Source organism: Pseudomonas sp. SMV71 (assembly GCF_052042015.1).
Taxonomy (GTDB): domain Bacteria; phylum Pseudomonadota; class Gammaproteobacteria; order Pseudomonadales; family Pseudomonadaceae; genus Aquipseudomonas.
The window spans coordinates 171,129-195,269 of the sequence record NZ_JBKGGU010000010.1; the positions used below are offsets into that span (position 1 = coordinate 171,129).

The window sequence follows — 24,141 nt, forward strand, 5'->3', positions numbered from 1 at the left end:
CCCGTTTACATCCGGAACACGCCGAAGCGGCTCGGTTCGATAGGCGCATTGAGTGACGCGGACAAGGCCAGACCCAGTACATCGCGGGTCTGGGCGGGGTCGATGACGCCGTCGTCCCAGAGTCTTGCGCTGGAATAATAGGGGTGGCCCTGTTCTTCGTACTGGTCGAGGATCGGCTGCTTGATCTCGGCTTCCTGATCGGCACTGAACGGATGGCCGCTGCGCTCGGCCTGTTCGCGCTTGACCTGAACCAGCACCCCGGCCGCCTGTTCGGCACCCATCACGCCGATTCGCGCATTCGGCCACATCCACAGGAACCGCGGGTCGTACGCCCGGCCACACATACCGTAGTTGCCCGCCCCGAAACTGCCGCCGATGATCACGGTGAATTTCGGTACTTTGGCGCAAGCCACGGCGGTCACCAGCTTCGCCCCATGCTTGGCGATCCCGCCGGCCTCGTATTTCTGGCCGACCATGAAACCCGTGATGTTCTGCAGGAACAGCAGCGGAATGCCGCGTTGGCAGGCCAGCTCGATGAAATGCGCGCCTTTTTGCGCCGCCTCGGCAAACAGAATGCCGTTGTTGGCCAGGATCGCGACCGGGTAACCGTGCAGATGGGCAAAGCCGCACACCAGCGTCGTGCCGAACAGCGCCTTGAACTCATCGAATACCGAGCCATCCACCAGGCGTGCGATCACTTCCCGGACATCGAACGGTTGTTTGGGATCGGCTGAAACCACGCCGTACAACTCGTCACCCGAATACAGCGGGGCGATGGGTTGGCGTTGCTGCAGCTCACCGAGTTTGCGCCAGTTGAGGTTGGCCACGCTGCGCCGGGCCAGGGCCAGGGCATGTTCGTCGCTGTCGGCGTAGTGGTCGGCGACTCCGGAAATCTTGCAATGCACATCGGCACCGCCCAGGTCCTCGGCGCTGACCACTTCGCCAGTGGCGGCTTTTACCAGGGGCGGGCCGGCCAGGAAAATGGTCGCCTGTTGGCGGACCATGATGGCTTCATCTGCCATCGCCGGCACATAGGCGCCGCCAGCGGTGCAGGAGCCCATCACCACCGCCAGCTGAGGAATGCCCTGGGCGCTCATGTTGGCCTGGTTGAAGAAAATCCGCCCGAAGTGCTCGCGGTCCGGAAACACCTCGTCCTGACGCGGCAGATTAGCGCCGCCGGAATCCACCAGATAAATGCATGGCAGGCGGTTCTGCTGGGCGATGGTCTGGGCGCGCAGGTGTTTCTTCACGGTCAGTGGGTAGTAGGAGCCGCCTTTGACCGTCGCGTCGTTGGCGACGATCATGCATTCGACGCCTTCCACCCGACCTATGCCGGTAATCACGCCGGCGGCGGGCACGTCTTCACCATAGACCTGATGAGCGGCGAGGGGGCTGATTTCCAGGAACGGCGAGCCGGGATCGAGCAATCGGTTGATGCGTTCACGCGGCAGCAGTTTGCCCCGTGAAGTATGCCGTTCCTGGGCCTTGAGGCCGCCGCCTTGTCGGACCTGGGCGAGCAAGGTGTGCAGCGCTTCGACCTGTTCGAGCATTGCGTCGCGGTTGGCGATGAAGTCGGGCGAACGCGGGTTGAGCTGGGTGTGCAAAATCATGGCTACTCCGTAGCAGCTTTGAGCTTCAAGCCACAAGCTACAAGCAAGAGCGCAGTTCGCTTGCCGCTTGTTGCTCGTAGCTGACGAAATTCATTTCGTTTCGTTGAACAGTTCGCGACCGATCAACATGCGACGAATCTCACTGGTGCCGGCACCGATTTCATACAACTTGGCGTCCCGTAGCAGGCGACCGGCCGGGAATTCATTGATGTAGCCGTTGCCGCCGAGAATCTGGATCGCGTCGAGGGCCATCTGGGTGGCGCGTTCAGCACTGTAGAGAATCACCCCGGCAGCATCCTTGCGGGTGGTTTCGCCGCGCTCGCAGGCCTGAGCCACGGCATACAGGTAGGCGCGGCTGGCATTGAGCTGGGTGTACATGTCTGCGACTTTGCCCTGGATCAACTGGAATTCGCCGATGCTCTGGCCGAACTGCTTGCGGTCATGAATGTACGGGACGATCAGATCCATGCAGGCTTGCATGATCCCGGTCGGGCCGCCGGACAACACCACCCGTTCGTAGTCCAGACCACTCATCAGCACTTTCACACCGCCGTTGAGCACGCCGAGAATGTTTTCTTCCGGCACTTCGACGTCATCGAAGAACAGCTCGCAGGTGTTGGAGCCGCGCATGCCGAGCTTGTCGAACTTGTTGCTGCGGCTGAAGCCTTTCCAGTCGCGTTCGACAATGAACGCGGTGATGCCGTGGGGACCTTTTTCCAGGTCGGTCTTGGCATAGATCACGTAGGTGTTGGCATCCGGGCCGTTGGTGATCCAGGTCTTGCTGCCGTTGAGTACGTAGTGGTCGCCACGCTTGTCGGCGCGTAATTTCATCGAGACGACGTCGGAACCGGCGTTCGGCTCGCTCATCGCCAGCGCGCCGATATGCTCGCCGCTGATCAGCTTGGGCAGGTATTTGATTTTCTGATCATGGTTGCCGTTACGGTTGATCTGGTTGACGCAGAGATTGGAGTGAGCGCCGTAGGACAGGGCGACCGACGCCGAGCCACGGCTGATTTCTTCCATCGCCACCACATGGGCCAGATAGCCGAGGCCCGCGCCGCCGTATTCTTCCGGTACGGTGATGCCCAGCAGGCCCATGTCGCCGAACTTGCGCCACATGTCGGCAGGAAACAGGTTGTCGCTGTCGATCTGAGCCGCGCGAGGGGCCAGCTCGGCCTTGACGAAGGCTTGTACCTGGTCGCGCAACATGTCGATGGTTTCGCCGAGGGCAAAATTCAGGGATGGATAGCTCATGGGACACCTTTGGCTTTTTTGTAGGGTGTGGAGGAGCGATGAAGTGGCTCTCACCTTTACGTTAACGTAAGCCTGCGATGGATGGCTGTCAATCGCCTTTACGTTAACGTCAACTTGAGCGAGAGTAAGAGCGCTTTATCAGCTTTTGTGGCGAGGGAACTTGCTCCCGCTCAAGCGCGTAGCGCTCGTATCTAGTTGGCGCGTGCTTACTATGACGACTGCTGCGCAGCCGAGCGGGAGCAAGCTCCCTCGCCACAGAAGCCTGTGTGCACAAGGTTCACCGCTACACCCACTAATAAAGACAAGAGGGGGCGTCATGGATCAACCCGGTTCGCAATCGCAGCTCAGCTACACCCGAGGCTCGCAGGCCAAGGGTCTGCTGGCGCAAACCATCGGCGAGGCTTTCGACCAGACCGTTCAGCGGTATCCCGACGGCGAGGCGCTGGTGGTTCGTCACCAGTCGTTGCGCTACACCTGGCGGCAGCTGGCCGAAGCGGTGGACCTGCACGCCCGGGCCTTGCTGGCGCTGGGTTTGCAGCCCGGCGATCGCCTCGGTGTCTGGGCGCCCAATTGCGCTCAATGGTGCATCAGCCAGTTCGCCAGTGCGAAGATTGGCGTGATCCTGGTCAACATCAATCCGGCCTATCGCACCTCCGAACTGGAGTACGTGCTTAAACAATCCGGCTGCCAGTGGCTGGTGTGTGCCGGTGCGTTCAAGACTTCGGACTACCACGCGATGCTGCAAGCCCTGGCGCCGGAGTTGGCCGAGCAGTCAATCGGCCATTTGCGCAGCGAGCGCCTGCCGGAGTTGCGTGGGGTGATCAGCCTCGATCCCCAGCCCCCATCCGGTTTCCTGCCCTGGTCGCAATTGACAGCCCTTGGCGCAGCGGTGACGCCTGCACGACTGGCCGAGCGCCAATCCAGCCTGCATTACGATCAAGCGGTGAATATCCAGTACACCTCCGGTACCACCGGTTTCCCCAAGGGCGCGACTCTCAGTCATCACAATATTCTCAACAATGGCTACATGGTCGGCGAAAGCCTGGGCCTGAGCGACATCGACCGGTTGGTGATCCCGGTGCCGCTCTACCATTGCTTCGGCATGGTCATGGGCAACCTGGGCTGCATGACCCATGGCAGCACCATGATCTACCCCAACGATGCCTTTGATCCGCTATTGACGTTAAAGACCGTCGCCGACGAAAAGGCCACCGCGTTGTACGGCGTACCGACCATGTTCATCGCCATGCTCGACCAGCCGCAGCGGGGCGAGTTCGACCTGTCCAGCCTGCGCACCGGGATCATGGCCGGGGCCACCTGTCCGATCGAAGTGATGCGGCGGGTAATCGGCGAGATGCACATGAGTGAAGTGCAGATTGCCTACGGCATGACCGAAACCAGTCCGGTGTCACTGCAGACCGGTCCTGCGGATGAGCTGGAGCTGCGCGTGACCACCGTCGGGCGCACCCAGCCGCACCTGGAAAGCAAGATCATCGACGAGGCCGGAGACCTCGTGCCCCGGGGTACCATCGGCGAGCTGTGTACCCGCGGTTACAGCGTGATGCTCGGCTACTGGAACAACCCCGAAGGCACTGCCGGTGTCATCGACCAGGAACGTTGGATGCATACCGGTGACCTGGCGACGATGGACGAGCAGGGTTACGTCTGCATCGTCGGGCGTAACAAGGACATGATCATTCGCGGCGGCGAGAATATTTACCCCCGTGAGCTGGAAGAGTTTTTCTTTACACACCCGGCGGTGGCCGATGTACAAGTGATCGGCATCCCTTGTTCGCGCTATGGCGAAGAGATCGTCGCCTGGATCAAGTTCCATCCCGGCCACAGCGCCACGGAGCAGCAATTGCAGGCCTGGTGCAAGGAGCGCATTGCGCACTTCAAGACGCCACGTCACTTCAAGTTCGTCGAGGCGTTCCCGATGACCGTGACCGGCAAGATCCAGAAATTCCGCATGCGCGAAATCAGCATTGAAGAGCTGGGTGATAGGGCAGACTGAGCAAATCCGCCTGTGGGAGCGAGCCTGCTCGCGATAGCGGTGTAACAGTTGATATATCTGCAAGCTGACACTGCGCCATCGCGAGCAGGCTCGCTCCCACAGGGCTTGCGCCAGGAGAAACCTGAAATCCGGAAAGCACAAAGGGGAGCCGAAGCTCCCCTTTAATTTGTCGTCGCGTGCTCTTTTTTTATTATTGAGGGGCGGCCTGTTGTTGTTTTTGGCAGCCGTGGCCCTTTACCGCTGTTTTTGGCGATCCCCATCCGGGATCAAGAGCAAACGTATTTTTTTGAGCGCTGATCTGCTTTTTCGCCTGGCGATCCAACCGATTCGGGAGCTACCTGAAGGTAGTTTTATTATTCTCTGCCCGGTTGCGGGTTGCTCCTGGAAGCACCCTGAAAAGCACATCTTCTCCAAAAAAATCTGTTAGCTGCGTCTCTGCCGTGTTGTTTTTGTTATGTCAGAGTCGTTTCGTCTTGTTTTTATTGGGTTTGCTGCTTTTTTTTATTCTTGTTATGCCAGAGATATAGCAGGTGGCGTGCCAACTTTTAAAAATCCTTATAAATCAGGGTATTGGGTTTTTTCGCCGAAAATCCTGTCGGTGCAAACCTGACAAATTGTTTCCGTGTTACTCGTTTCGCCGCCGTTACAAAGCCAGCGGTAACACCTCACTGTGCACGGCGGGCCTTGGCGACGCGTGAACCGGTAGGGCGACCTAGCACGGCACAGATGTGTTGACCGGCGTCGATCAGGGCATCCAGATCAACACCGGTTTCTATACCCAAGCCATTGAGCAGGTACAGCACGTCTTCGGTCGCAACATTACCGCTGGCGCCCTTGGCATAAGGACAGCCCCCCAGGCCGGCGATGGAACTGTCGAACACTGCGATGCCTTCCAGCAGGCTGGCGTACACGTTGGCCATGGCCTGGCCATAGGTGTCGTGGAAGTGACCGGCGAGCTTGTCCCGTGGCACCTGCGCACCCACCACTTCGAACATCCTGCGCGTGGCGCCGGCAGTGCCCGTGCCGATGGTGTCGCCCAGAGACACTTCATAGCAGCCCATCTCATACAACTCGCGGGCGACCCAGGCGACCTGCTCAGGCTTGACCGCACCTTCGTACGGGCAGCCCAGCACGCAGGACACGTAACCGCGCACGCTGACGCCGTGCTGCCGGGCGGCTTGCATGATCGGTGCGAAGCGTTCCAGGCTTTCCTTGATGGAGCAATTGATGTTGCGTTGGGAAAATGCTTCGGAGGCGGCGGCAAACACTGCCACTTCTTTCACGCCGGCGGCGAGTGCGTCTTCAAAACCCCGCAGGTTCGGTGCCAGGGCGCCATATGTTACGCCGGGCTTGCGTTGGATCTGTGCGAACACCTCGGCGGAACCGGCCATCTGCGGCACCCATTTGGGTGAGACAAAACTGCCGACTTCGATGTAGCCCAGGCCGGCGGCGCTCAAGGCGTCCACCAGGCGCACCTTGTCGGCGACGCTGATGGGTTGCGCTTCGTTCTGCAGGCCGTCACGGGGGCCGACTTCGATCAAGCGTACAAAGGAGGGGAGGGACATGGGGTTGACCTGTGTGGTTTGCCAATGATGTCGAGAACGATGATGTCTCCCACAGAGGCAGTTGTGTCATTGGATTATTCATCACCGTTGATCGTCTGCTCCAGCGCCTGGATGCAGCGTTCTTCGGCGGTGTCGAGTTCCAGTTTCATCTGCTCGATGTCCAGCAATTGCTGTTCGAGTTGTTCCCGGCGTTCGGCAATTTTCGCCAGCATGCTGTGCAGCTGTTTCTGGTTGCCGCTGGTGGGGTCGTAGAGCTCGATCAGCTCGCGGCACTCGGCCAGGGAAAAACCGATGCGCTTGCCCCGCAGGATCAGCTTCAGGCTGACTTTGTCCCGGGGCGAGTAGATACGTTCCTGGCCCCGACGCTCCGGGCTGAGCAGGCCTTGTTCCTCATAGAAACGGATGGCCCGCGTGGTGATGTCCAGCTCGCGGGCGAGGTCGGAGATGCTATAGGTCTGGCTGCTCATGGAAGCGCTCGAAACGAAAAGGGCTGGCGCTAAGCTAAAGGCAGGTTGACGTTCGCGTCAAGCAAAGGGCTGTTGGTGCTCGACGGTAAAAGCAGAACCTGTGGGAGCGAGCCTGCTCGCGATAACGGTAGATCGGCCGACATCAGCGCTGACTGACCTGACGCTATCGCGAGCAGGCTCGCTCCCACAGTATCGATTTCCTAGACCTTCTCCAGCTTCTTCTCATGCGCCGTCACCTGCTGGCACAGCTCGATCATCTGCTCACGCATCCAGCGGTTGGCCGGGTCCTGGTCGGTGCTTTCATGCCAGTAGAGGTGGGTCTCCACCGGCGGTACATCGTTGACCGGCAACTGGAAGGCGTGCAGGTCGTGGCGACGTGCGAAGCGTTCCGGGACGGTCATGACCATATCGGTCTGCTGCAACACCTGGGAGGCCATCAAATAATGTTGCGAGCGCAAGGCAATCTTGCGCTGGATGCCCATCTTGCCCAGGGCCAGGTCGACGTAGCCCAGCCCATTGCGGCGGCTGGAGATATGCACGTGGGTCTGGGCCAGGTAGTCGTCAAGGCCGATTTTCTCCTTGCCCGCCAAGGGATGGCCTCTGCGCATGGCGCATACATAACGGTCCTCCATCAGCTTGACGTGGCGCACCTGTGGGTCGGTATTGAGTGGCGCATCCACGGCGAAGTCGAGGCGCCCGGCTGCCAGTTCCTTGGTGGTTTCCCGGCGCTTGGACAGGAAGCTCTCGATGGCCACGGTCGGCGCCAGACGGCGCAGGCGCTGGAACAGTGGCGGCAGGATCACGCCCTCGGTGAGGTCGGTCATGCTGATGCGGTAAGTCTTGACTGCCTGCAACGGGTTGAAGATCCGGCTTTCCTGCACCGATACCCGCAGCAGCGACAAGGCGTTGCGCACCGGGCCGATGATGTTCTGGGCCATCGGGGTGGGCACCATGCCCTGGGCGGTGCGCACGAACAACGGGTCGTTGAACGTTTCGCGCAAACGCGCCAAGGCGTTGGACACCGCCGGCTGAGTGATGCCGACGATCTGCCCGGCACGGGTCAGGTTGGCTTCGGTGTAGATCGCATCGAAGACGATGAAGAGATTGAGATCGACCTTGCTCAGATTCATGGCGCTGCACTCTTATTCTTGACTTGTTGTGAGGGGCCCGGTGGCGATGAAAATCAGTGAACCATATATCGGTGATGAATGTTAATACATGCCGAGAATAGGTTAGGTAAATTTTCGTAGCTGAACTAGGATCGTTTTCATGACCTAAAACAACCTCTGCCAGAAGGTGCTGCCCATGGATTTCGCCTATTCCCCCAAGGTTCAGGAACTGCGTGAACGCGTCACGGCGTTCATGGATGCCTACGTCTACCCGGCCGAAGCGGTGTTCGAACGGCAAGTGGCCGAAGGCGACCGTTGGCAGCCCACGGCCATCATGGAAGAGCTCAAGACCAAGGCCAAGGCTGAAGGCCTGTGGAATCTGTTTCTGCCTGAGTCAGAACTGGGTGCCGGTCTGACCAACCTGGAATATGCGCCGCTGGCGGAAATCATGGGGCGTTCCTTGCTGGGGCCGGAGCCGTTCAACTGCTCGGCGCCGGACACTGGCAACATGGAAGTGCTGGTGCGTTACGCCAATGAGGAACAGAAGCAACGCTGGCTCGAACCGCTGTTGCGCGGCGAGATCCGTTCGGCTTTTGCCATGACCGAGCCGGACGTTGCCTCCTCGGACGCCACCAATATGGCTGCCCGTGCCGAGCGTGACGGCGACCAGTGGGTGATCAACGGCAAGAAATGGTGGACTTCAGGCGCTTGCGACCCGCGCTGCAAGATCCTGATCTTCATGGGCCTGAGCAACCCCGATGCACCGCGCCATGCCCAGCATTCGATGATCCTGGTGCCGGTGGACACCCCTGGAGTAAAAATCGTACGACCGCTGCCGGTGTTCGGCTACGACGACGCACCCCATGGTCATGCCGAAGTCGTGTTCGACAACGTTCGGGTGCCGTACGAAAACGTGTTGTTGGGTGAAGGACGCGGCTTTGAAATTGCCCAGGGGCGCCTTGGCCCAGGACGGATTCACCACTGCATGCGTTCCATCGGCATGGCCGAGCGGGCATTGGAATTGATGTGCAAGCGTGCCGTCAGCCGCACCGCCTTCGGCAAGCCGCTGGCGCGCCTGGGTGGGAATGTCGACAAGATCGCCGACTCACGGATGGAAATCGACATGGCGCGCCTGCTGACCTTGAAAGCAGCGTACATGATGGACACTGTCGGCAATAAAGTGGCCAAGAGCGAAATCGCCCAGATCAAGGTCGTCGCGCCCAATGTCGCTTTGAAGGTCATCGACCGGGCGATTCAGATCCATGGTGGGGCCGGGGTTTCCAACGATTTCCCACTGGCCTACATGTATGCCATGCAACGCACCCTGCGCCTGGCCGACGGCCCGGACGAAGTGCACCGCGCCGCCATCGGCAAGTTCGAGATCGGCAAGTACGTGCCCAAGGAAATGCTGCGTAGCGGGCGCTGAAGGCAATCTTGCATCCGCCAATAGACCCCTGTGGAGGCGGGCTTGCCCGCGAAGAGGGCGGCACCTTCAAAAGAGATGCAAGCCGACCCACCGCATTCGCGAGCAGGCTCGCTCCCACAGAGGAGCATCGCGGCCACCTGGATCTCCTGTGGGAGCGAGCCTGCTCGCGATGCGCTCCTGAATGCACCTCAGGGCTGGAGGTCAGGTCACTCTTTGACGCTCATGTATTCCTCGGCCCAGCGGATGTATTCCTCGGGCTGGGTGTAGGTGTGGGTCAGTTCGGTGGCGCTGAGGTCTGAAGCCTGGGTGAAGATCTGCCGCTGTTCGCGCAGGCTGTCATAGGTGGCCTTGATCGCGGCGAAGTAGGCGCCATGGCCGTCGATGGTCACCCGCACGCCCAGTTCAGCCAGGCGTTTGTCGTCGCGCAGCAGCGGGTTGCCATAGGTGACGAGCATCAGTGGCACGCTCAGGTTTTCGCTGATCTTTTCCAGATGCTCGAAATCCTGTACCCCTACCATGCAAATCCCGTCCGCCCCGGCCCGTTCATATTGCTGGGTACGGCTGATGATTTCCTGGACCGGCAGAATCCCGGCATTGGTACGGGCGATGATCGCCATTTCCGGGTCGACGCGCGCCTCCAGCGCCGCACGAATCTTGCCGACGCCTTCGGCCACTCCGATCAGGTCCGTGGACTTGCGGCCAAACTGGGCCGGCAACAGGGTGTCCTCGATGGTCAGCGCGGCCACGCCGGCACGTTCCAGTTCAATGATGGTGCGCATCACGTTCAAGGCGTTGCCGTAGCCGTGGTCGGCGTCGGCGATCACCGGCAGTTGCGCCACCCGGCCTATGCGGGTGGCCTGTTCGGCGAACTCGCTGAGGGTGATCAGGGCAAAGTCCGGCGCGCCCAGCACCTGCAACGAGGCGACCGAGCCGCCCAGGATCCCCACTTCAAAACCCAGGTCGGCGGCGATGCGCGCCGACATCGGGTCAAACACGGATGCGGTGTGGTAGCAGGTCTTGGAAGCCAGCAGTTGACGGAAGTTGCGGCGCAAATCTTGATGAGAAAGCCTGGACATGTGAGTTCCACCATGGAATGGAACGGCTTGAGCAAAAGTGTCAACGCCGAAAGAGCCAAAGGCTATCACGTGGCAAGCAAAAAGAAGATGACGAATGCGCATGGGCCATGCTTTCAGCGCATCGTCAGAAAGGCCACAACCCGCAGGACAGTAGCCTGGCAGGGCGCGCCGACCTAAAGAAAGCGGGGTCAGTCTGGGTATGGCAAGTTCCAGATTTCCTTGATTTCGTGGATGTTCCCCACATTGAAGCGCGTCGGAAATCCCGGGATCGTGCAGTGGGTTTCGTTCGTCAAGTGCGTGGCGGTGTCGATCACATTGGAACCGGCCCGCAATAAAGGCGCCTCATCCCAGTCTTTGATCAGGTCAAGCATGGTTCATCTCCTTCTTTAGATTTATCGGAAAACATCGGGTCGGCTTTCAGCAACGACAACGTATCGTCGAACAAGGCGATCTCTTGCGCCGCTACGCCGGGGTGAACGGGTATGTAATCTTCATCGAAGCACCAGGCGTCATCGACCTGTTCCAGGTCTGCCGGATGAATAAGCAGGCTCAGTGAAGCGGACATTGAGGTCGGTGCTATTTGCCTGTGGATTTCGCGCAGTGCTGGCATATACAGAACTGTCCCTAGGGCAAGTTTCAGTATTCGCTGTTTGCCCAGTCGAGGCCTCTTACCCTTTTGCAGTGGCAGGTCATCCAGTATTTCGCGAATAACAGTGGTGTAACCATCGCCGCTATAACCCACCGAGTAAATTTCAAAGTCATGGTTGTGGTTCACGTTGTAGATAAAAGTTTCACTCTCATCGTGAGTCTCCACGGGGGACCAGAAACTCAGGCGCAGAGTGAAATCTTCATCACTGTGAAGGACAAAACCATAGGCGTTGTAAAGGCTGTTGCGTGTATCAAAGCCGTCTCGTTGCAGCGTGACGTACAGATGCGAACTTAATACTGAGCGGTTGGTGGCTAACGCTTGCAATGCTGCGCGAATTTCATCCTTATCACGTTGCAAGTCGTAACTTTTCAAGCGCTCGACAAATACTTCCAGCCTCATGCGGCTTGCTCGAATGGCAGGAGCAGGGTATCGAGACGGGCGTTGCGGTGTTTTTTCAACAGCGCCACGTAGCTCACCGCCGTTTGCGGATCAGCCAGATAGAGTGTCTGGAAGGCTTTCCAGGCGACGGCGGGGTGATAGTGATAGATCAATTCCCCGGCGACCCTGACGCTATCGGGGTCCTGAACCGCCTCGAGCAACTCGAGGCTCACCAGGTACCGTGCCGCGCTTTCGTCATGGGGTAGCCAGGCGACTTTGCGCAATGAAGTCCGATCAAATACATCGATGTCAGCCGTCCTGTCGGGCAGATTTATCCGACCGACCAACCCGGCGCCAGGTCGGTGGTAGTCGAACAATGTTCGGCGGCCATCCACCACGAGGGGATTATTTTGATCGATGAGACAAATCCCGGTTTTCTCAAGTTGTTGCGAGTTGATCGCGTACAGCTGAACTTCGAACGGTTGGTCAATGGCAAATAAAATACTCTGTCCGGGTACTGAATACAGTTGCGAGGCCCTGCTGCCTAGTGTGGGGGCCTTGATACTGATGTTGCCGATACCGCTGCTATGCAGTGTGAGGGTTGCGGTGTGCCGATTGGTCAAAGTCATGATGACCGCCTGCCGGGGGCGAGCGGTAGCGAATGTTGGATGATGCTTGAGGTCGACAATCAACTGGTTAATCTGCGCCGCCATGTCGAGTGACTTGATGGTTTCCGCGATGTATTCGAGTGGCATCTTTTTGGAAATTAGCGTTTTAATCATGAACAGAGCCGTGGCAGATGGCGACGTTCAAAAGTATGGGTTTTCAAACTCCTTGAGGGCAATTGACGAATTGTCGGCAAGTATTACTGATGGCTGGCGGGCTACGCCGCCTGCGCTTTTTGTCGGCGTTCGGGCAATGGTACGGCGCGCACTGTGTCCCCCGGTTGCACTTGCAGACGCTTGGCGGTGAGTCGGTCGACCAGCAGGCTATGGCCATGTTGATGCGCCCTGGCGCTGGTGACACGGCAGCTTTCCAGGCGCCGGTTATGGATCAGCCAGAACGGCGCTCGTGGGTCCGGCGTGCCAATGCCCAAAGTCAGCGCCTGGCTGTCACGCACAGTGCGGATGTTCGATACCGAGGCCTCGATCACCGGGCCCGCATCGAAAATATCGATATAGCCTTTATGGCTGAAGCCCTCGGCATTGAGGATTCTCATGGCCGGTTCGCTGTTCGGGTGGGCCTTGCCGATCACCGCTTGGGCCTGTTCCGTCAGCAGACAGGTGTACAGCGGCTGTCGCGGCATGAGCTCGGCAATGAAGGATTTATTACCCATGCCGGACAACTGGTCGGCATAAATGAAATCCTTTTTGAAGAAATGCCGGCCCAGGCTGTCCCAGAACGGCGAACAGCCTTGCTCGTCAGCATGCCCGCGCAGTTCGGCGATCAGTTTTTCACCGAACATCTGCGGGAACTCGGCCACGAACAACAGGCGTGCCAGGGACAACAGGCGCCCGTTGTGACCGTGACGTTGCTCGGGGTGCAGGAACAATGAGCAGACTTCCGATTGCCCGGTCATCTCGTTGTTGAGAAACAACGTCGGGATCTGCCGCTGGATGCCCAGTTCCGGCGCCGAGCTGACGGTCACCCCGACCCGATAGTTGTACCACGCTTCGCGCAGTCCAATCGCTCCGGTCAGCGCGCTGATCCCGACTACCTGGCGGTCATCGTCTTCGAGCACGAACAGATAATCGGCGTCGGCCCGTTCGACCTGCCCGGCGAAGGTGCGCTGGGCCCAGCGCACACGGTGGGCCAGGCGTTCTTCGTTGGCCGGCAGACTGGTAAAGCCGGGGCCCGCGCAACGGGCGAGCTCCAGCAGTGCGGGCAGGTCGGTGATGGCGACCGGGCGGACAATCATGATGCGGTTCCTTGGTCGTGAGAGGGGACGCGCCAATGCAAGACACGGGATCGAGTCGGGTTCATAAGGCCACCACCCGGATCTGCTCTCCATCGGTCACCCCCAGGGCCTCCAGCATGTCGGGCGTCAATGCCACGGGGCCGTCGGCGCTGACGTCCAGCTCGGCCACGATGGCCCGGTAATTTGCGAGGCCGTCGTTGCTCACCAGGTAACGGCCCCGAGCGTCGATCTGGTTGCTTTGCCGAGCGATGGCGTGGCGACTTTGACTGATGGAGCGGATGTTCGCGGTACGGGCATGCAGCGTCGGCCCTGCGTCGAACAGATCAACGTAACTGTTGGTCTCAAAACCTTCGCGTTCAAGAATGTCGAAGGCCTCCTGGCCGTCGGGGTGCACCCGACCGATGCAGTCCTGGGCGGCCGGCGGCAGCATGGGCACGTAGATCGGGTATTGCGGCATCAGGTCGGCGAGGAAGGTCCGGCTCTGCAAGCCGCACAACCGTTCTGCCTCCACGTAAGGTAGGTCGAAGAAGTGCTGGCCGATGGCGTCCCAGAACGGCGACTGGCCGTCCTCGGTGCTGAAGCCGACGATTTCGGTGATGACCGATTCGGCGAAGCGTCGCGGGTGGGCGGCGATAAACATGAGCCGGGCCCGAGACAGCAGTTCCGACTCCGGCGTGCGCACCCGCTGGGCGTCGATATGGAAACCGCGCAGCAGTGTCTGGCCGCTGAGGTCCTGGCACAACGAGAGTGCCGGAACGCCGTGCTGGATGTTCAGTTCCCGCGACTCGCTGGAAAACGGCCGATGACGCAAGCTGTAGAACGGCTCGTTGCAACCGGTGCTGGAGAGAATTTCCGAACAGCCTGCCAGGCGCCCGGAGACCAGGTCCTGCAATACGAAAAAATAGTTCTCGCCGCCGGCCACCTGTACATCGGCTTCGAACGAGGCACACGAATCGAGGATTTTCTCCCTCAGGCGCTCGGTGTCGTCGGGAAGCGACGTCACGCCCACCAGGCTGTCACGGGCCAACTGCTGCAATTGCGGCAGGTCGGTTAACTGAACTGGACGTAAAGCCAGCATGGAATGCACTCCTGTTCCAGGGAGCCCGATGTGCGGCACCAGGCTTGACGATCACTGTCGATGTCCACGCGCTTCTGTTATGAGCGGCCAGCCCCTTCGGCCGCTCGGGAAGCTCATTGGCCGGCCGGGTCGGGCAGGACGCTGCGGCTGCCGAATTTATTGAGCGCAAACAGATAGACCAGGCCAGCGGCTATCCAGATCAGGCCCAGTTTCTGCGCATCCACGCCCATGTTGTACATGATGGCCGCGACGATCGCGAAGCCCACCAGTGGGCAGACCAGGTGGCGAATCAGTTGGCCGGAGCGTTGGCGGCGCCAGTAATGATTGATCACGGTAATGTGCAACAGCATGAAACCGCTCAGGGCGCCGAAATTGACCAGGGAGGTCAGGGTGTCCACTGCGTCGATGAACAGGTAGCAGATCAGCAGCGACAGCAGCGCCACCAGGTATATGCTCAAGTACGGTGTGTTGTGTTTCGCATGCACCCTGGCCAACACTTTCGGCAATTTGCCGTCCCGGGCCATGCCGAACAACAGGCGCGACACTGCGGCCTGCGAGGTGATCGCCACCGCCACGCCCCAGGCCAGCGCCGTGGCGACGGCGGTCAGGGTCGCCAGCCAACTGCCGGCCGCCAGCTCGGCTATTTCATAGAACGCAGTATCGGCGGACTTGAAACCCATCCCGGCCGCCAGGTCGGTGGCGATCCAGGTTTGCACCACGAAAATTGCGCCCATCACCAACAATGTCAGCAGCGCAGCCTTGCCGACGCTGCGGCCTGGCTGGTCTTTGATTTCTTCGGCGAGGGTGGAGATCGCATCGAAACCCAGGAACGACAGCACGGCGATGGACACGCCTTGCATCAACAGCGCGAAATTGAAGTGCTCGGGGCTGTACAACGGTGCCAGCGTCAACTGGCCGTTACCGGCACCGCCGTGCAGGGCATTCCAGGCGTAGAACAGAAAGATCCCCAGCACCATCAGTTGTGCCAACAGGAAAACCATATTCATCCGTGCGGTGAAGGTGATGCCGCGCAGGTTGACGAAGGTCGCGCTGACCAGGAACGCCAGGATGAAGCCGACCTTGGGAATTTCCGGGTAAAGATGGTTCAGCGCCATGGCCGCGTAGACGTAGAGCAACGGCGGAATCAGCAGGTAATCGAGCAGCATCAACCAGCCGGCGATGAACCCGACGTGTGGGTTCAAGCCTCGTTGCGCGTAGGAGTAGACCGAACCTGCCACCGGAAACGCCTGGGCCATGCTGCCGTAGCTTAGCGCGGTGAACAGCATCGCCACCATGCCCACGATGTATGCCAGCGGCACCATCCCCGGCGCTTCGGCGTTGACGTAGCCATACACGCCGAACGGGGCAATGGGGATCATGAAGATCATCCCGTACACCACCAGGTCCGTCAGCGACAGGCTGCGCTTCAATTCCTGCTTGTAGCCAAATGCCTCGATACTCATGAGCCGTTTTCCTTTTCAGCTGTGTGGGTTGCTTTGCGGGGCGCCGCAGACGTACCGCTGCGGCGCTACAGCAGTGGCGCCAGATAGGCGCTCCAGGTCCGTACCGCCTCGGGGGTGCGCAGCAGGTCGTTGCGCACTTCGATCAACACCGAATCCAGGCCGCGTCCATCGCCGTGCACCGGAACCGTCATGTCGCTCAGCGGGTTGATCTTGTAGGGCTGGTTGCCTGCCACCCGCAACGAATGCCGCGCCAACCCGTCGACGATACGCTGGGCATAGTCCCGGGCTTCGCCGAACAGCACCCCGGCTTCCAGCGCCCGCGGTTGACCGTAGAACACCGGGGTGAAGCTGTGGATACCCACCACTCGCACCGGGCGTTTATCGGCCAGGCGGGCGTCGATCAGCCCGCGCAGGCGATCATGGAAAGGGTGGAACAGGCATCGCTGGCGGTATTCGCGTGTGGCAGCGTCCAGGGACTGGTTGCCGGGAATCTGGTAGATCTCGCTCTGGGGTGGAATGCTGTCGGGCACATGCAGCGGGCGGTTGAGGTCAATCAACAGCCGGGAATAATTGGCCGACAGCAGCGTTGCGCCCAGGGTCTCGGACAGACGTTCGGCCAGGGTCAGAGCCCCGATGTCCCAGGCAATGTGTTCGCGGGAGGCGGTGTCGTCAAGGCCCAGGTCGTTCAGCGCCGGGGGGATGAAACGGCTGGCATGCTCGCACACCAGCAGCACCGGGTATTCCGAGTCTTCCCGAAGCAACCGGTAAGCCGGGCCGGTGTAGAGACCGGCTTCGGCACATTCAATAGATTCGCGCATAGTGCTCACAACGCTCCGCGGGTGACAGCGCCTGGGTCAAGGCCAGTTCCTGGGCCTTCAAGGCGAAGTAGGTATCGAGTAGCGGGGCGGGCAGGGTTTCGCGCAGCGCACCGCTGTTGCGCAGGCAGTCCAGTGCCTGGGCCAGGGTCGTCGGAAGGGCGATAATGCCACGGGCGCGGCGTTGTGCTTCATCCAATTGGTCGGGTATTTCATCGGTGATCGCTGTCAGCGCCAAGCGTTGCTGGATGCCCAGGCGTCCGGCGATCAACAGCGCGGCCATGGCCAGGTGTGGCGAGGCGGTGGCGTCCATGGCGCGGAACTCCAGGTTGTACTGGGTCGCCACCGGTCTGCCGCCCAAGGTTACGGTCGGGCAGATGCGCAGCGCCGCTTCACGGTTGCGCTGCCCCAGGCAGGTGTAGGACGCACTCCAGTGATGGGGTTGCAGGCGTTCGTAGGACACTGGTGTCGGTGCGGTCAGCGCGCACAACGCCGGCAGGTACTGCAACACACCGGCCGCCCACTGCTGGCCGAGGTTGGACAAGCCGTTGCCGCTGGTAGCGTCATGGAGCACCGGATCACCGCTCAGGTCTTGCAGGCTCAGGTGCAAATGCACGCCATTGCACACTGCATCTTGCGCAATCTTGGGGGCGAAGCTCAGGTCCAGGCCCATCTGCCGGGCGATCTCGCGGGTGATCTCGCGCACGTTTACCGCGCGGTCGGCGGCAGCCACCCCCAGTGTCGGACGGCAAGTGATTTCGTATTGATGTTTGCCGTATTCAGGCAGAAACATCTCCGGTTCGACGCCACCAGCCCGCAGGGCGCTGAGCAGCCAGCCGGCGAACCCGGCCTGCTGGCGCTGGGCCTGGAGGCTGAAGGCCGGTCGATCCGGCTGGGCCGGGGTGCTGTTGAGGCTGAACTCATGCTCAAACGCGGCGAAGACTTGCAGACCCAGCTCGGTGCGATAGCGCTCCACTTCGTCATGCAGCAGCGTGCGCGGGCAGGCCGCCCACGGTCGGCCATCGGTTTCGCGCACATCGCAATGGATGTAATCCAGGGCCGGGGCCTGGGCGTCCGGGCCGTTGTTGACCGTCACTCGGCTGGACAGGTCCGGCACCAGGCGCAAGTCGCCATAGGCGCCCCAAGGGTTGCTCGAAGCGATGATGTCCTGGGGCGTCAGCGCGCTGTTGGCCGGTACCCAGCCACACCCGGCCGCGACGTACTGGGGCAATTCATCGCTGGGAAACGAGCGACCGCGGGTGATGCCGATCAGGTCGGTGCTCACCAGCGTAGTGACGGGTAACGGTGCCAGGGGCGATGCCGCATCGAAGCGGTTCATGGCTGCATCTCCTGCAAGCGACCGAGCACGGTCCGGGTGTCGGTGATCCAGCAGTAACCCTTGATCGCGTTCAAGCAAGCCAGGTGGCGTTGTTCGGTATAGGTGGCGCAGGCGTCTTCTACCAGGGTCACCAGATAGCCACGGTCGGCGGCGTCGCGCACGGCCATGTCGACGCACTGGTCGGTGACGATGCCGGCGACGATCAGGTGCCGGGTCTGCAGGTTACGCAGCACGTAGTCGATGTTGGTGGAGTTGAACACGCCGGAGGAGGTCTTGGGCAGGACGATCTCGTTCTCCCGCGGCGTCAGTTCGTCGATGATCTGCGCTCCGGGGCTGCCCTTGGGCAGGTGCATGTCGGACAGTTTGTGATCCAGTGAGCGATCGCGGCCATCGGCGGTCAGGCTTTCGATATGGGTATGCAATACGTTCTGTCGTGCCCCGCGCATCGCCTCAAGCAAGCGCTGCTGGTTGGGAATCACCTGCCGGCGGGCGCGCTGGATGAAATATTCGGCGTCCGGGCTCTCGAGGTGGGCATCCAGTCGTGGGTCCAGCCAGGCGCGTTGCATGTCCACCAGCAGCAGTGCCGTGTGGTCACAGGTGAACGGCAGGTCCCGGGGCGAGCGATGGGGGAGCGAGAACATCCTTATTTTTCCTCCAGCAGGTGCGTGTTGAATACCGTGCGCAAGGTGTCGATTCCTTCCAGGCGTTCGGCCAGGTCAGGGCATTGCAGGGTCAGGCAGGCGACCAGCGCCTCGACCTGGGCCAGGGCCGGAACCAGGCTGTCGAAGGCCGAGGCCGACTCCACCGGCGCGCTGATGATCAGGTCGGCCAATTCCCGCAGGGGCGAGGCGTAGACGTCACTGAACAGCACGACCCGCGCATGGCGCTCCTTGGCCGCGCTGGCGACGCGCAGGGCCTGGGCCTGATAGCGCCGATAATCGAAAATCAGCACCACGTCCTGGCGCTGCACGTCGAACAGCCGGTCGGGCAGCTGGGCATTGTCTTCCAGGGCAAAGCAACCGGCGCGCAGCAAGCGCAGATGGTTTAGCAGATAGTGGGCGAGAAAGCTGCTGAAGCGTCCGCCGAAGCAATGCACTTGATGGCGCGCATCGAGCAGCCATTGCACCAGGATCCGCACATCCTCAGGTTGGGTCAGGGCCTGGGTGTCGAGCAGATTGCGGTGACTGGTCGCCAGGTATTGGCTCCAGGTATCGCCTTGCTGCGATTTGGCCCGTGGTCGCAACAGGGTGCGGGGCGAGCGCAGGCGATGGTCCATGTCACGCAGCAACGCATCCTGGAACTCGGCATAGCCGCCAAAGCCGAGTTTTTTAACCAGCCGCACGATCGTCGGGTCGCTGACCCCGGCGTGCTCCGCCAGGCGTGACATCGGGCCCAGGCCGTTGCGGGGATAGTGATCGAGCAGGGCGCGAACGACCTTGCGCTCCGACGGCGTCAGGTCAATGCCGGGATCGGTGATCAGGTCTCTGAGGGGCGGCATCCGTGCTCCTTGCCTGGATGGTGTTGGATATCTTACATAACTCCTGAAAATAGTATTTATGTAGCTGGTGCTACATGTCCAGCGGTTTTTACCTCCCGTTTATGATGCTCGAAGATGGTGCGAAACCCTTGTAGGACTTGGTCGCGGTCGAATCGACCGGGTATGTCAGCTGGTGCTTATATCTGTGTAAGAAATTGCGCCTTTTTGTCTCGGTAATTTGATTTCGTATAAGGTGTTGTACAACCACGAAAGGCATCGTTGCTTCCTTTTTCCCTCGCCAGAGCATCCCTTGTGCAAGCCACTCGCCTGACCCTCATCTGCCACGCCCGTACCGTCGCCCAGAAACGGGGGCGTTTCGGCCTGGACGAACCGCTGGATGCCGACTGGCTGGCCGGGCGCCTGGGCAGCGGCCACGAATATCGAGGTGTCGGGCGGCTGCTATGCGGGCCGGAACTGCGCACGCGCCAGACGGCTGCGCTGTACGGTGCCGAGCCTCAGGTGGAGCAGGCCCTGGCCGATTGCGATTTCGGTCGCTGGCGCGGGTTGTGCGTCGATGATTTGCTCAGGACTGAACCTCAGGCCGTGCACACTTGGCTCGACGATCCGCAGGCAGCGCCCCATGGCGGCGAGTCCGTTGCACGCTTGTGCCAACGTGTCGATGCATGGATGGCAAGCCTGCAAGCCTGGCCGGGGCACGTGCTGGCGGTCACCCACCCGTTTGTGATTCGTGCGGCGCTGGTGACGGCCTTGGGTTGCCCGGCTGCGAGTTTCAACCGGATCGACATAGAACCACTGTCCGCCGTCGAGTTGCGCTTCAACGGCGTATGGCGTTTGCGCATTCAGGAGGCGTCGTCATGAAGAAACTGTCAGTCATTGGCATCGGCGCGGGCGATCCGGACCACCTGACGATCCAGGCGGTAAAGGCGCTGAACCGGGTGGATGTGTTCTTCCTCATGGACAAGGGACCCGCCAAGCACACCTTGTTGGACCTGCGACGAGAACTCTGTCGTCGCCATATCGCCGATCGCACCTACCGATTCGTCGAAGCCGACAGCCCCGAGCGTCAACGCGGCGACACGGACTACACGGCCAGCGTCGAAGATCTGAACCGTGCGAAGCAGGCGACCTTCGAACGCTTGATCGACGAAGAGCTGGCGGACGGGCAATGTGGTGGCTTCCTGGTCTGGGGGGACCCGGCGTTGTATGACAGCACCGTGCGCATCTTGCAGGCCATTCTTGACGCCGGACGCTGCGCCTTCGAATTCGAAGTCATCCCCGGCATCACCAGCCTCCAGGCTCTCGCGGCTCGGCACAGAGTGCCGTTGAACGACATTGGCGGCTCAGTACACATTACCAGCGGACGGCGGTTGGCAGCAGGGCAGGTGGGCGATGCGTCCAGTGTGGCGGTGATGCTCGATGCCGAAGATGCGTATCGCCAGGTAAACGATCCGGATACGCAGATCTATTGGGGCGCCTACGTGGGCATGGCCGAGGAAATTCTCGTTTCTGGCCGGCTGGGGGACGTGGCCGATGAAATCGAACGCACCCGCACGGCTGCGCGCCAGACCCATGGATGGATCATGGACAGTTATTTGCTGCGCAAGCCGCGGTAGCCGGGCAACTCCATCTGTGGCGAGGGAGCTTGCTGTGGCGAGGGAGCTTGCTCCCGCTGGGTTGCGTAGCGACCCCAATGTCCATAGCCCCATGCCACTTAGTCTCCTGCTGGAATCTTGCGCCTGCTTCGCAGTCGAGCGGGAGCGAGCTCCCTCGCCACAGGGGGCGCATGCTTAAGTGTTTCATTTCTTCACCCGCGCCCAAACCGCTCCCGATACACCGACGGCGCCAACCCCACCACGCTGCGAAACGCCACGCGAAAGCTTTCCACCGAGCGATAGCCGCACAACTGGGCGATGTTCTCGGTGTTGCTGTCGGTGCTTTCCAGCAATTCCCGGGCGCGGGCGAGGCGCTCGTGTTGCAGCCAGGCCTTGGGCGACTGGCCGCAGGCCTGGGTGAAATGCCGCAGGAAAGTCCGTTCGCTCATGGCTGCCTGGCTGGCCAGTTCGCGCACGCCGAGGGGTTCGTGCAGGCGCTCGCGGGCCCATTGCATCACGCTCGACAGATCGCTGCGTGGCGTGCGGCTGACCGGTGAGGGGATGAACTGTGCCTGACCGCCAGTACGTTGCGGTGACATCACCAACCGACGCGCCACGGTGTTGGCGACCTGGACACCATAGTCCCGAGCCACCAGATGCAGGCAGGCATCGATGCCGGCGGCACTCCCGGCCGAGGTGATGACCTGGCCTGAATCGACATACAACACATCGGGGTCGACCCGCACGTCGGGGAAGCTGTCAGCCAATTCTTCGGTGTAGCGCCAGTGGGTGGTGGCGCCCAATCCGTCGAGCAGCCCGGCGGCCGCCAGCACGAACGCCCCCGAACAGATCGACAGCAGTCGTGCACCGCGGGCATGGGCGCGGCGCAATGCCGCGAGCAAGGCTTCGGACGGCGGCTCGCTGCGGCTGCGCCAGCCTGGCACGACGATGGTCCGGGCGCTGTCGAGCAGTTCCATGCCGCCGTCTGCCAATACCCGGAAGCCGCCCATCGCGCGCATCGGGCCCTCGTCGACCGCGACGATCCGGTGCTCGTACCAGGGGAAATCGAACTCAGGCCGCTCCAGGCCGAAGATCTCGACGGCGACGCCGAACTCGAAGGTGCACAGACCGTCGTAGGCCAGGATCGCGACCAGACCGGGTGTAGGCTGCATTTGGCGGAAAATTCCCACAGAGTGTCTTGTGCGCCACTTTAGCGGTAAGCACCGGGCGGATAAAGTCTCTTCACGCCCTCATCTACCCTGGAGTACCCACGATGACTAGCTCGGTTCGCGAAGTACCTGCTGCCTCGTCCGAAATCGCCCTGCAGCATTTCAGCGCACGTCTGGCGTTTGAAACCGATTGTTCCGACGTTCACGCCAGCCAACAGGCCGGCCAGGTCGATTTTGTATTGGTGGATGTACGCGGCCCACTGGCTTACGCGCGCGGGCACGTGCCCGGGGCGATCAACCTGCCGACCCGCACGCTCACGGCGCAAGCGCTGGCTGCCTATCCGCAGGACACGCTCTTCGTGGTGTATTGCGCAGGGCCCCATTGCAATGGCGCGAACAAAGCGGCGGTGCGCCTGGCCACGTTGGGGTACCCGGTCAAGGAGATGATCGGCGGCGTGATGGGCTGGCTCGACGAAGGTTTTCGCCTGACCGGTTCGGTGGAGCGTGTGACGGACCAGGCGATCGGCTGCGATTGCTGACATTCTTGTGGGAGCGAGCCTGCTCGCGATGGCGTTGGCACATTCAGCATCGATGCAAGCTGACCCACCGCTATCGCGAGCAAGGCTCGCTCCCACAGAGGTTCTGTGGCAATCAAACCCTTTGGGCACACCACGCCAACGGTACTGCGGCGTTGCGCCGCTGAGCGCAGGTGATTCGCTATAACTATTTGTCGCATAAACACAATTCCCCTCCTGACTGCCCCTCTAGACTCCCGGCCACTTCGGTTGTTGCTGACCGAACGCTGCCTACGAATCTGCTCACAATCATCAATAAGAAACCTGCGCACTCAGGAGCAAACATGAAGAAGCTAGCAATGTTCGGTGCCCTGGCACTGTCCGTACTGTCCCTGTCGGCTGTGGCTGAAGAGGCCAAGCCGATCCGCCTCGGGATCGAGGCTGGGTACCCACCGTTCTCGATGAAGACCCCGGACGGCAAGCTCACCGGCTTTGACGTCGATATCGGCGATGCGCTCTGTGCGCAGATGGAGGTCAAGTGCACCTGGGTCGAGCAGGAGTTCGACGGCCTGATCCCGGCGCTGAAAGTGAAGAAAATCGATGCGATCCTGTCGTCCATGACCATCACCGACGACCGCAAGAAAAACGTTGATTTTACCATCAAGTACTACCACACCCCGGCGCGTTTCGTGATGAAGGAAGGTACTGAGGTCAAGGATCCGCTGACCGAGCTCAAGGGCAAGAAAGTCGGTGTGCTGCGCGCCAGCACCCACGACCGTTTCGCCACGGAAGTACTGGTGCCGGCCGGCATCAACCTGGTGCGCTACAGCTCCCAGCAGGAAGCCAACCTGGACATGGTAGCCGGTCGCCTCGACGCGATGCTGGCCGACTCGGTCAACCTGGACGAGGGTTTCCTGAAAACCGACGCCGGCAAAGGCTTTGCGTTCGTCGGCCCGACCTATGAAGACGCCAAATACTTCGGTGGCGGCGCCGGCATTGCGGTGCGCAAGGGCGACAAGGCGCTGGCCGATCGGTTCAGCGCGGCCATCACCGAGATCCGCGCCAATGGCGAGTACAAGAAGGTCCAGGACAAATACTTCGCCTTCGATGTCTACGGGCATTAATCGCAAGGCTATGTACGAAATAGCTTGAAACTTGGCTATGCGGCGTTAAAAACCGAGGTGGCCCGCCGTTGACCCGGTCGGC

General features: G+C 60.9%; 23 protein-coding genes. 6 read left to right on the forward strand and 17 right to left on the reverse strand.

The features are described from left to right. Nucleotides 1-5: 5 nt before the first annotated feature. Together ACLEJQ_RS12780 and ACLEJQ_RS12785 are read right to left on the reverse strand one after the other, a co-directional pair. The gene (locus ACLEJQ_RS12780; protein WP_440795439.1) at nt 6-1,610 is read right to left on the reverse strand and encodes a carboxyl transferase domain-containing protein; all 1,605 of its coding nucleotides are present in this window, start codon (nt 1,608-1,610) and stop codon (nt 6-8) included. Between the two features lie 90 nt (nt 1,611-1,700). Further along, nucleotides 1,701-2,864, reverse strand: coding sequence for an isovaleryl-CoA dehydrogenase (locus tag ACLEJQ_RS12785; RefSeq protein ID WP_440795441.1), 1,164 nt, complete (start codon nt 2,862-2,864; stop codon nt 1,701-1,703). A 316-nt stretch (nt 2,865-3,180) separates the two neighbouring features. Between ACLEJQ_RS12785 and ACLEJQ_RS12790 the strand changes: the two genes are divergently transcribed. Next, nucleotides 3,181-4,878, forward strand: a complete 1,698-nt coding sequence (locus tag ACLEJQ_RS12790) for an AMP-binding protein (protein ID WP_440795443.1) — start codon at nt 3,181-3,183, stop codon at nt 4,876-4,878. Between the two features lie 665 nt (nt 4,879-5,543). On the opposite strand, the gene ACLEJQ_RS12795 is transcribed toward ACLEJQ_RS12790, so the two are convergent. The 3 genes from ACLEJQ_RS12795 to ACLEJQ_RS12805 all read right to left on the reverse strand — a co-directional run bounded on the left by ACLEJQ_RS12795 (nt 5,544) and on the right by ACLEJQ_RS12805 (nt 8,040). Then, on the reverse strand, nt 5,544-6,443 hold the full coding sequence (locus ACLEJQ_RS12795; protein WP_440795445.1) for a hydroxymethylglutaryl-CoA lyase: 900 nt from the start codon (nt 6,441-6,443) through the stop codon (nt 5,544-5,546). A 74-nt stretch (nt 6,444-6,517) separates the two neighbouring features. Next, a complete protein-coding gene (locus tag ACLEJQ_RS12800; protein ID WP_440795447.1) occupies nt 6,518-6,910 on the reverse strand; it encodes a MerR family transcriptional regulator in 393 nt (130 codons plus the stop codon). 200 nt (nt 6,911-7,110) lie between these two features. After that, the gene (locus tag ACLEJQ_RS12805; RefSeq protein ID WP_440795449.1) at nt 7,111-8,040 is read right to left on the reverse strand and encodes a LysR family transcriptional regulator; all 930 of its coding nucleotides are present in this window, start codon (nt 8,038-8,040) and stop codon (nt 7,111-7,113) included. Nucleotides 8,041-8,215: 175 nt separating this feature from the next. On the opposite strand from ACLEJQ_RS12805, the gene ACLEJQ_RS12810 reads away from it, so the two are divergent. Continuing rightward, nucleotides 8,216-9,445 (forward strand): acyl-CoA dehydrogenase, encoded by a 1,230-nt coding sequence (locus ACLEJQ_RS12810; protein ID WP_440795451.1) that lies wholly within the window; start codon nt 8,216-8,218, stop codon nt 9,443-9,445. Nucleotides 9,446-9,651: 206 nt separating this feature from the next. Here the strand turns inward: ACLEJQ_RS12810 and ACLEJQ_RS12815 are convergent, their stop codons facing one another. The 11 genes from ACLEJQ_RS12815 to ACLEJQ_RS12865 form a co-directional block, all read right to left on the reverse strand. Next, nucleotides 9,652-10,521, reverse strand: a complete 870-nt coding sequence (locus tag ACLEJQ_RS12815) for an isocitrate lyase/PEP mutase family protein (protein ID WP_440795453.1) — start codon at nt 10,519-10,521, stop codon at nt 9,652-9,654. 188 nt (nt 10,522-10,709) lie between these two features. Beyond that, nucleotides 10,710-10,892 (reverse strand): hypothetical protein, encoded by a 183-nt coding sequence (locus ACLEJQ_RS12820; RefSeq protein ID WP_440795455.1) that lies wholly within the window; start codon nt 10,890-10,892, stop codon nt 10,710-10,712. Further along, nucleotides 10,880-11,569, reverse strand: coding sequence for a transposase (locus ACLEJQ_RS12825; protein ID WP_440795456.1), 690 nt, complete (start codon nt 11,567-11,569; stop codon nt 10,880-10,882). Before ACLEJQ_RS12825 ends, ACLEJQ_RS12820 begins: the two co-directional genes overlap by 13 nt. Continuing rightward, nucleotides 11,566-12,330: a hypothetical protein gene (locus ACLEJQ_RS12830; protein ID WP_440795458.1), complete on the reverse strand. Its 765-nt coding sequence runs from the start codon at nt 12,328-12,330 to the stop codon at nt 11,566-11,568. The genes ACLEJQ_RS12825 and ACLEJQ_RS12830 overlap by 4 nt, the downstream gene beginning before the upstream one ends. 101 nt (nt 12,331-12,431) lie before the next feature. Continuing rightward, complete coding sequence (gene astA, locus ACLEJQ_RS12835) at nt 12,432-13,466, reverse strand: arginine N-succinyltransferase (RefSeq protein WP_440795460.1); 1,035 nt, start codon at nt 13,464-13,466, stop codon at nt 12,432-12,434. A 61-nt stretch (nt 13,467-13,527) separates the two neighbouring features. Continuing rightward, nucleotides 13,528-14,544, reverse strand: a complete 1,017-nt coding sequence (locus ACLEJQ_RS12840; protein WP_440795462.1) for an arginine N-succinyltransferase — start codon at nt 14,542-14,544, stop codon at nt 13,528-13,530. 113 nt (nt 14,545-14,657) lie between these two features. Continuing rightward, entirely contained in the window at nt 14,658-16,007 is a 1,350-nt protein-coding gene (locus tag ACLEJQ_RS12845; RefSeq protein ID WP_440795464.1) for an APC family permease, read from the reverse strand. Nucleotides 16,008-16,072: 65 nt separating this feature from the next. Then, a complete protein-coding gene (locus tag ACLEJQ_RS12850; RefSeq protein ID WP_440795466.1) occupies nt 16,073-16,825 on the reverse strand; it encodes an N-formylglutamate amidohydrolase in 753 nt (250 codons plus the stop codon). Next, entirely contained in the window at nt 16,809-18,161 is a 1,353-nt protein-coding gene (locus ACLEJQ_RS12855) for a glutamine synthetase (RefSeq protein WP_440795468.1), read from the reverse strand. The genes ACLEJQ_RS12850 and ACLEJQ_RS12855 overlap by 17 nt, the downstream gene beginning before the upstream one ends. Further along, on the reverse strand, nt 18,158-18,802 hold the full coding sequence (locus tag ACLEJQ_RS12860; protein ID WP_440795470.1) for an isochorismatase family cysteine hydrolase: 645 nt from the start codon (nt 18,800-18,802) through the stop codon (nt 18,158-18,160). The genes ACLEJQ_RS12855 and ACLEJQ_RS12860 overlap by 4 nt, the downstream gene beginning before the upstream one ends. A gap of 2 nt (nt 18,803-18,804) precedes the next feature. After that, entirely contained in the window at nt 18,805-19,659 is an 855-nt protein-coding gene (locus tag ACLEJQ_RS12865; RefSeq protein WP_440795472.1) for a MurR/RpiR family transcriptional regulator, read from the reverse strand. 291 nt (nt 19,660-19,950) lie between these two features. On the opposite strand from ACLEJQ_RS12865, the gene ACLEJQ_RS12870 reads away from it, so the two are divergent. Continuing rightward, on the forward strand, nt 19,951-20,517 hold the full coding sequence (locus ACLEJQ_RS12870; RefSeq protein ID WP_440795474.1) for a histidine phosphatase family protein: 567 nt from the start codon (nt 19,951-19,953) through the stop codon (nt 20,515-20,517). Further along, nucleotides 20,514-21,272: a precorrin-6A synthase (deacetylating) gene (gene cobF, locus ACLEJQ_RS12875; RefSeq protein ID WP_440795476.1), complete on the forward strand. Its 759-nt coding sequence runs from the start codon at nt 20,514-20,516 to the stop codon at nt 21,270-21,272. Before ACLEJQ_RS12870 ends, cobF begins: the two co-directional genes overlap by 4 nt. Before the next feature lie 191 nt (nt 21,273-21,463). On the opposite strand, the gene ftrA is transcribed toward cobF, so the two are convergent. Then, complete coding sequence (gene ftrA / locus ACLEJQ_RS12880) at nt 21,464-22,423, reverse strand: transcriptional regulator FtrA (RefSeq protein WP_440795478.1); 960 nt, start codon at nt 22,421-22,423, stop codon at nt 21,464-21,466. A gap of 101 nt (nt 22,424-22,524) precedes the next feature. Here ftrA and ACLEJQ_RS12885 point away from each other — a divergent pair, with 101 nt between their 5' ends. Both ACLEJQ_RS12885 and ACLEJQ_RS12890 read left to right on the forward strand, forming a co-directional pair. Next, entirely contained in the window at nt 22,525-22,959 is a 435-nt protein-coding gene (locus ACLEJQ_RS12885; protein ID WP_440795480.1) for a rhodanese-like domain-containing protein, read from the forward strand. A gap of 320 nt (nt 22,960-23,279) precedes the next feature. After that, entirely contained in the window at nt 23,280-24,059 is a 780-nt protein-coding gene (locus ACLEJQ_RS12890) for an ABC transporter substrate-binding protein (protein ID WP_440795482.1), read from the forward strand. The last annotated feature ends 82 nt before the right edge of the window (nt 24,060-24,141 follow it).

Coding starts and splice junctions, on each gene's coding strand:
- ftrA (WP_440795478.1), bottom strand. CDS start 22,423: ATGCAGCCTACACCCGGTCTGGTCGCGATCCTGGCCTACGACGGTCTG.
- ACLEJQ_RS12845 (WP_440795464.1), bottom strand. CDS start 16,007: ATGAGTATCGAGGCATTTGGCTACAAGCAGGAATTGAAGCGCAGCCTG.
- ACLEJQ_RS12840 (WP_440795462.1), bottom strand. CDS start 14,544: ATGCTGGCTTTACGTCCAGTTCAGTTAACCGACCTGCCGCAATTGCAG.
- ACLEJQ_RS12825 (WP_440795456.1), bottom strand. CDS start 11,569: ATGAGGCTGGAAGTATTTGTCGAGCGCTTGAAAAGTTACGACTTGCAA.
- ACLEJQ_RS12790 (WP_440795443.1), top strand. CDS start 3,181: ATGGATCAACCCGGTTCGCAATCGCAGCTCAGCTACACCCGAGGCTCG.
- ACLEJQ_RS12795 (WP_440795445.1), bottom strand. CDS start 6,443: ATGTCCCTCCCCTCCTTTGTACGCTTGATCGAAGTCGGCCCCCGTGAC.
- ACLEJQ_RS12885 (WP_440795480.1), top strand. CDS start 22,525: ATGACTAGCTCGGTTCGCGAAGTACCTGCTGCCTCGTCCGAAATCGCC.
- cobF (WP_440795476.1), top strand. CDS start 20,514: ATGAAGAAACTGTCAGTCATTGGCATCGGCGCGGGCGATCCGGACCAC.
- ACLEJQ_RS12890 (WP_440795482.1), top strand. CDS start 23,280: ATGAAGAAGCTAGCAATGTTCGGTGCCCTGGCACTGTCCGTACTGTCC.
- ACLEJQ_RS12855 (WP_440795468.1), bottom strand. CDS start 18,161: ATGAACCGCTTCGATGCGGCATCGCCCCTGGCACCGTTACCCGTCACT.
- ACLEJQ_RS12820 (WP_440795455.1), bottom strand. CDS start 10,892: ATGCTTGACCTGATCAAAGACTGGGATGAGGCGCCTTTATTGCGGGCC.
- ACLEJQ_RS12850 (WP_440795466.1), bottom strand. CDS start 16,825: ATGCGCGAATCTATTGAATGTGCCGAAGCCGGTCTCTACACCGGCCCG.
- ACLEJQ_RS12800 (WP_440795447.1), bottom strand. CDS start 6,910: ATGAGCAGCCAGACCTATAGCATCTCCGACCTCGCCCGCGAGCTGGAC.
- ACLEJQ_RS12815 (WP_440795453.1), bottom strand. CDS start 10,521: ATGTCCAGGCTTTCTCATCAAGATTTGCGCCGCAACTTCCGTCAACTG.
- ACLEJQ_RS12780 (WP_440795439.1), bottom strand. CDS start 1,610: ATGATTTTGCACACCCAGCTCAACCCGCGTTCGCCCGACTTCATCGCC.
- ACLEJQ_RS12785 (WP_440795441.1), bottom strand. CDS start 2,864: ATGAGCTATCCATCCCTGAATTTTGCCCTCGGCGAAACCATCGACATG.
- ACLEJQ_RS12865 (WP_440795472.1), bottom strand. CDS start 19,659: ATGCCGCCCCTCAGAGACCTGATCACCGATCCCGGCATTGACCTGACG.
- ACLEJQ_RS12810 (WP_440795451.1), top strand. CDS start 8,216: ATGGATTTCGCCTATTCCCCCAAGGTTCAGGAACTGCGTGAACGCGTC.
- ACLEJQ_RS12805 (WP_440795449.1), bottom strand. CDS start 8,040: ATGAATCTGAGCAAGGTCGATCTCAATCTCTTCATCGTCTTCGATGCG.
- astA (WP_440795460.1), bottom strand. CDS start 13,466: ATGATTGTCCGCCCGGTCGCCATCACCGACCTGCCCGCACTGCTGGAG.
- ACLEJQ_RS12860 (WP_440795470.1), bottom strand. CDS start 18,802: ATGTTCTCGCTCCCCCATCGCTCGCCCCGGGACCTGCCGTTCACCTGT.
- ACLEJQ_RS12830 (WP_440795458.1), bottom strand. CDS start 12,330: ATGATTAAAACGCTAATTTCCAAAAAGATGCCACTCGAATACATCGCG.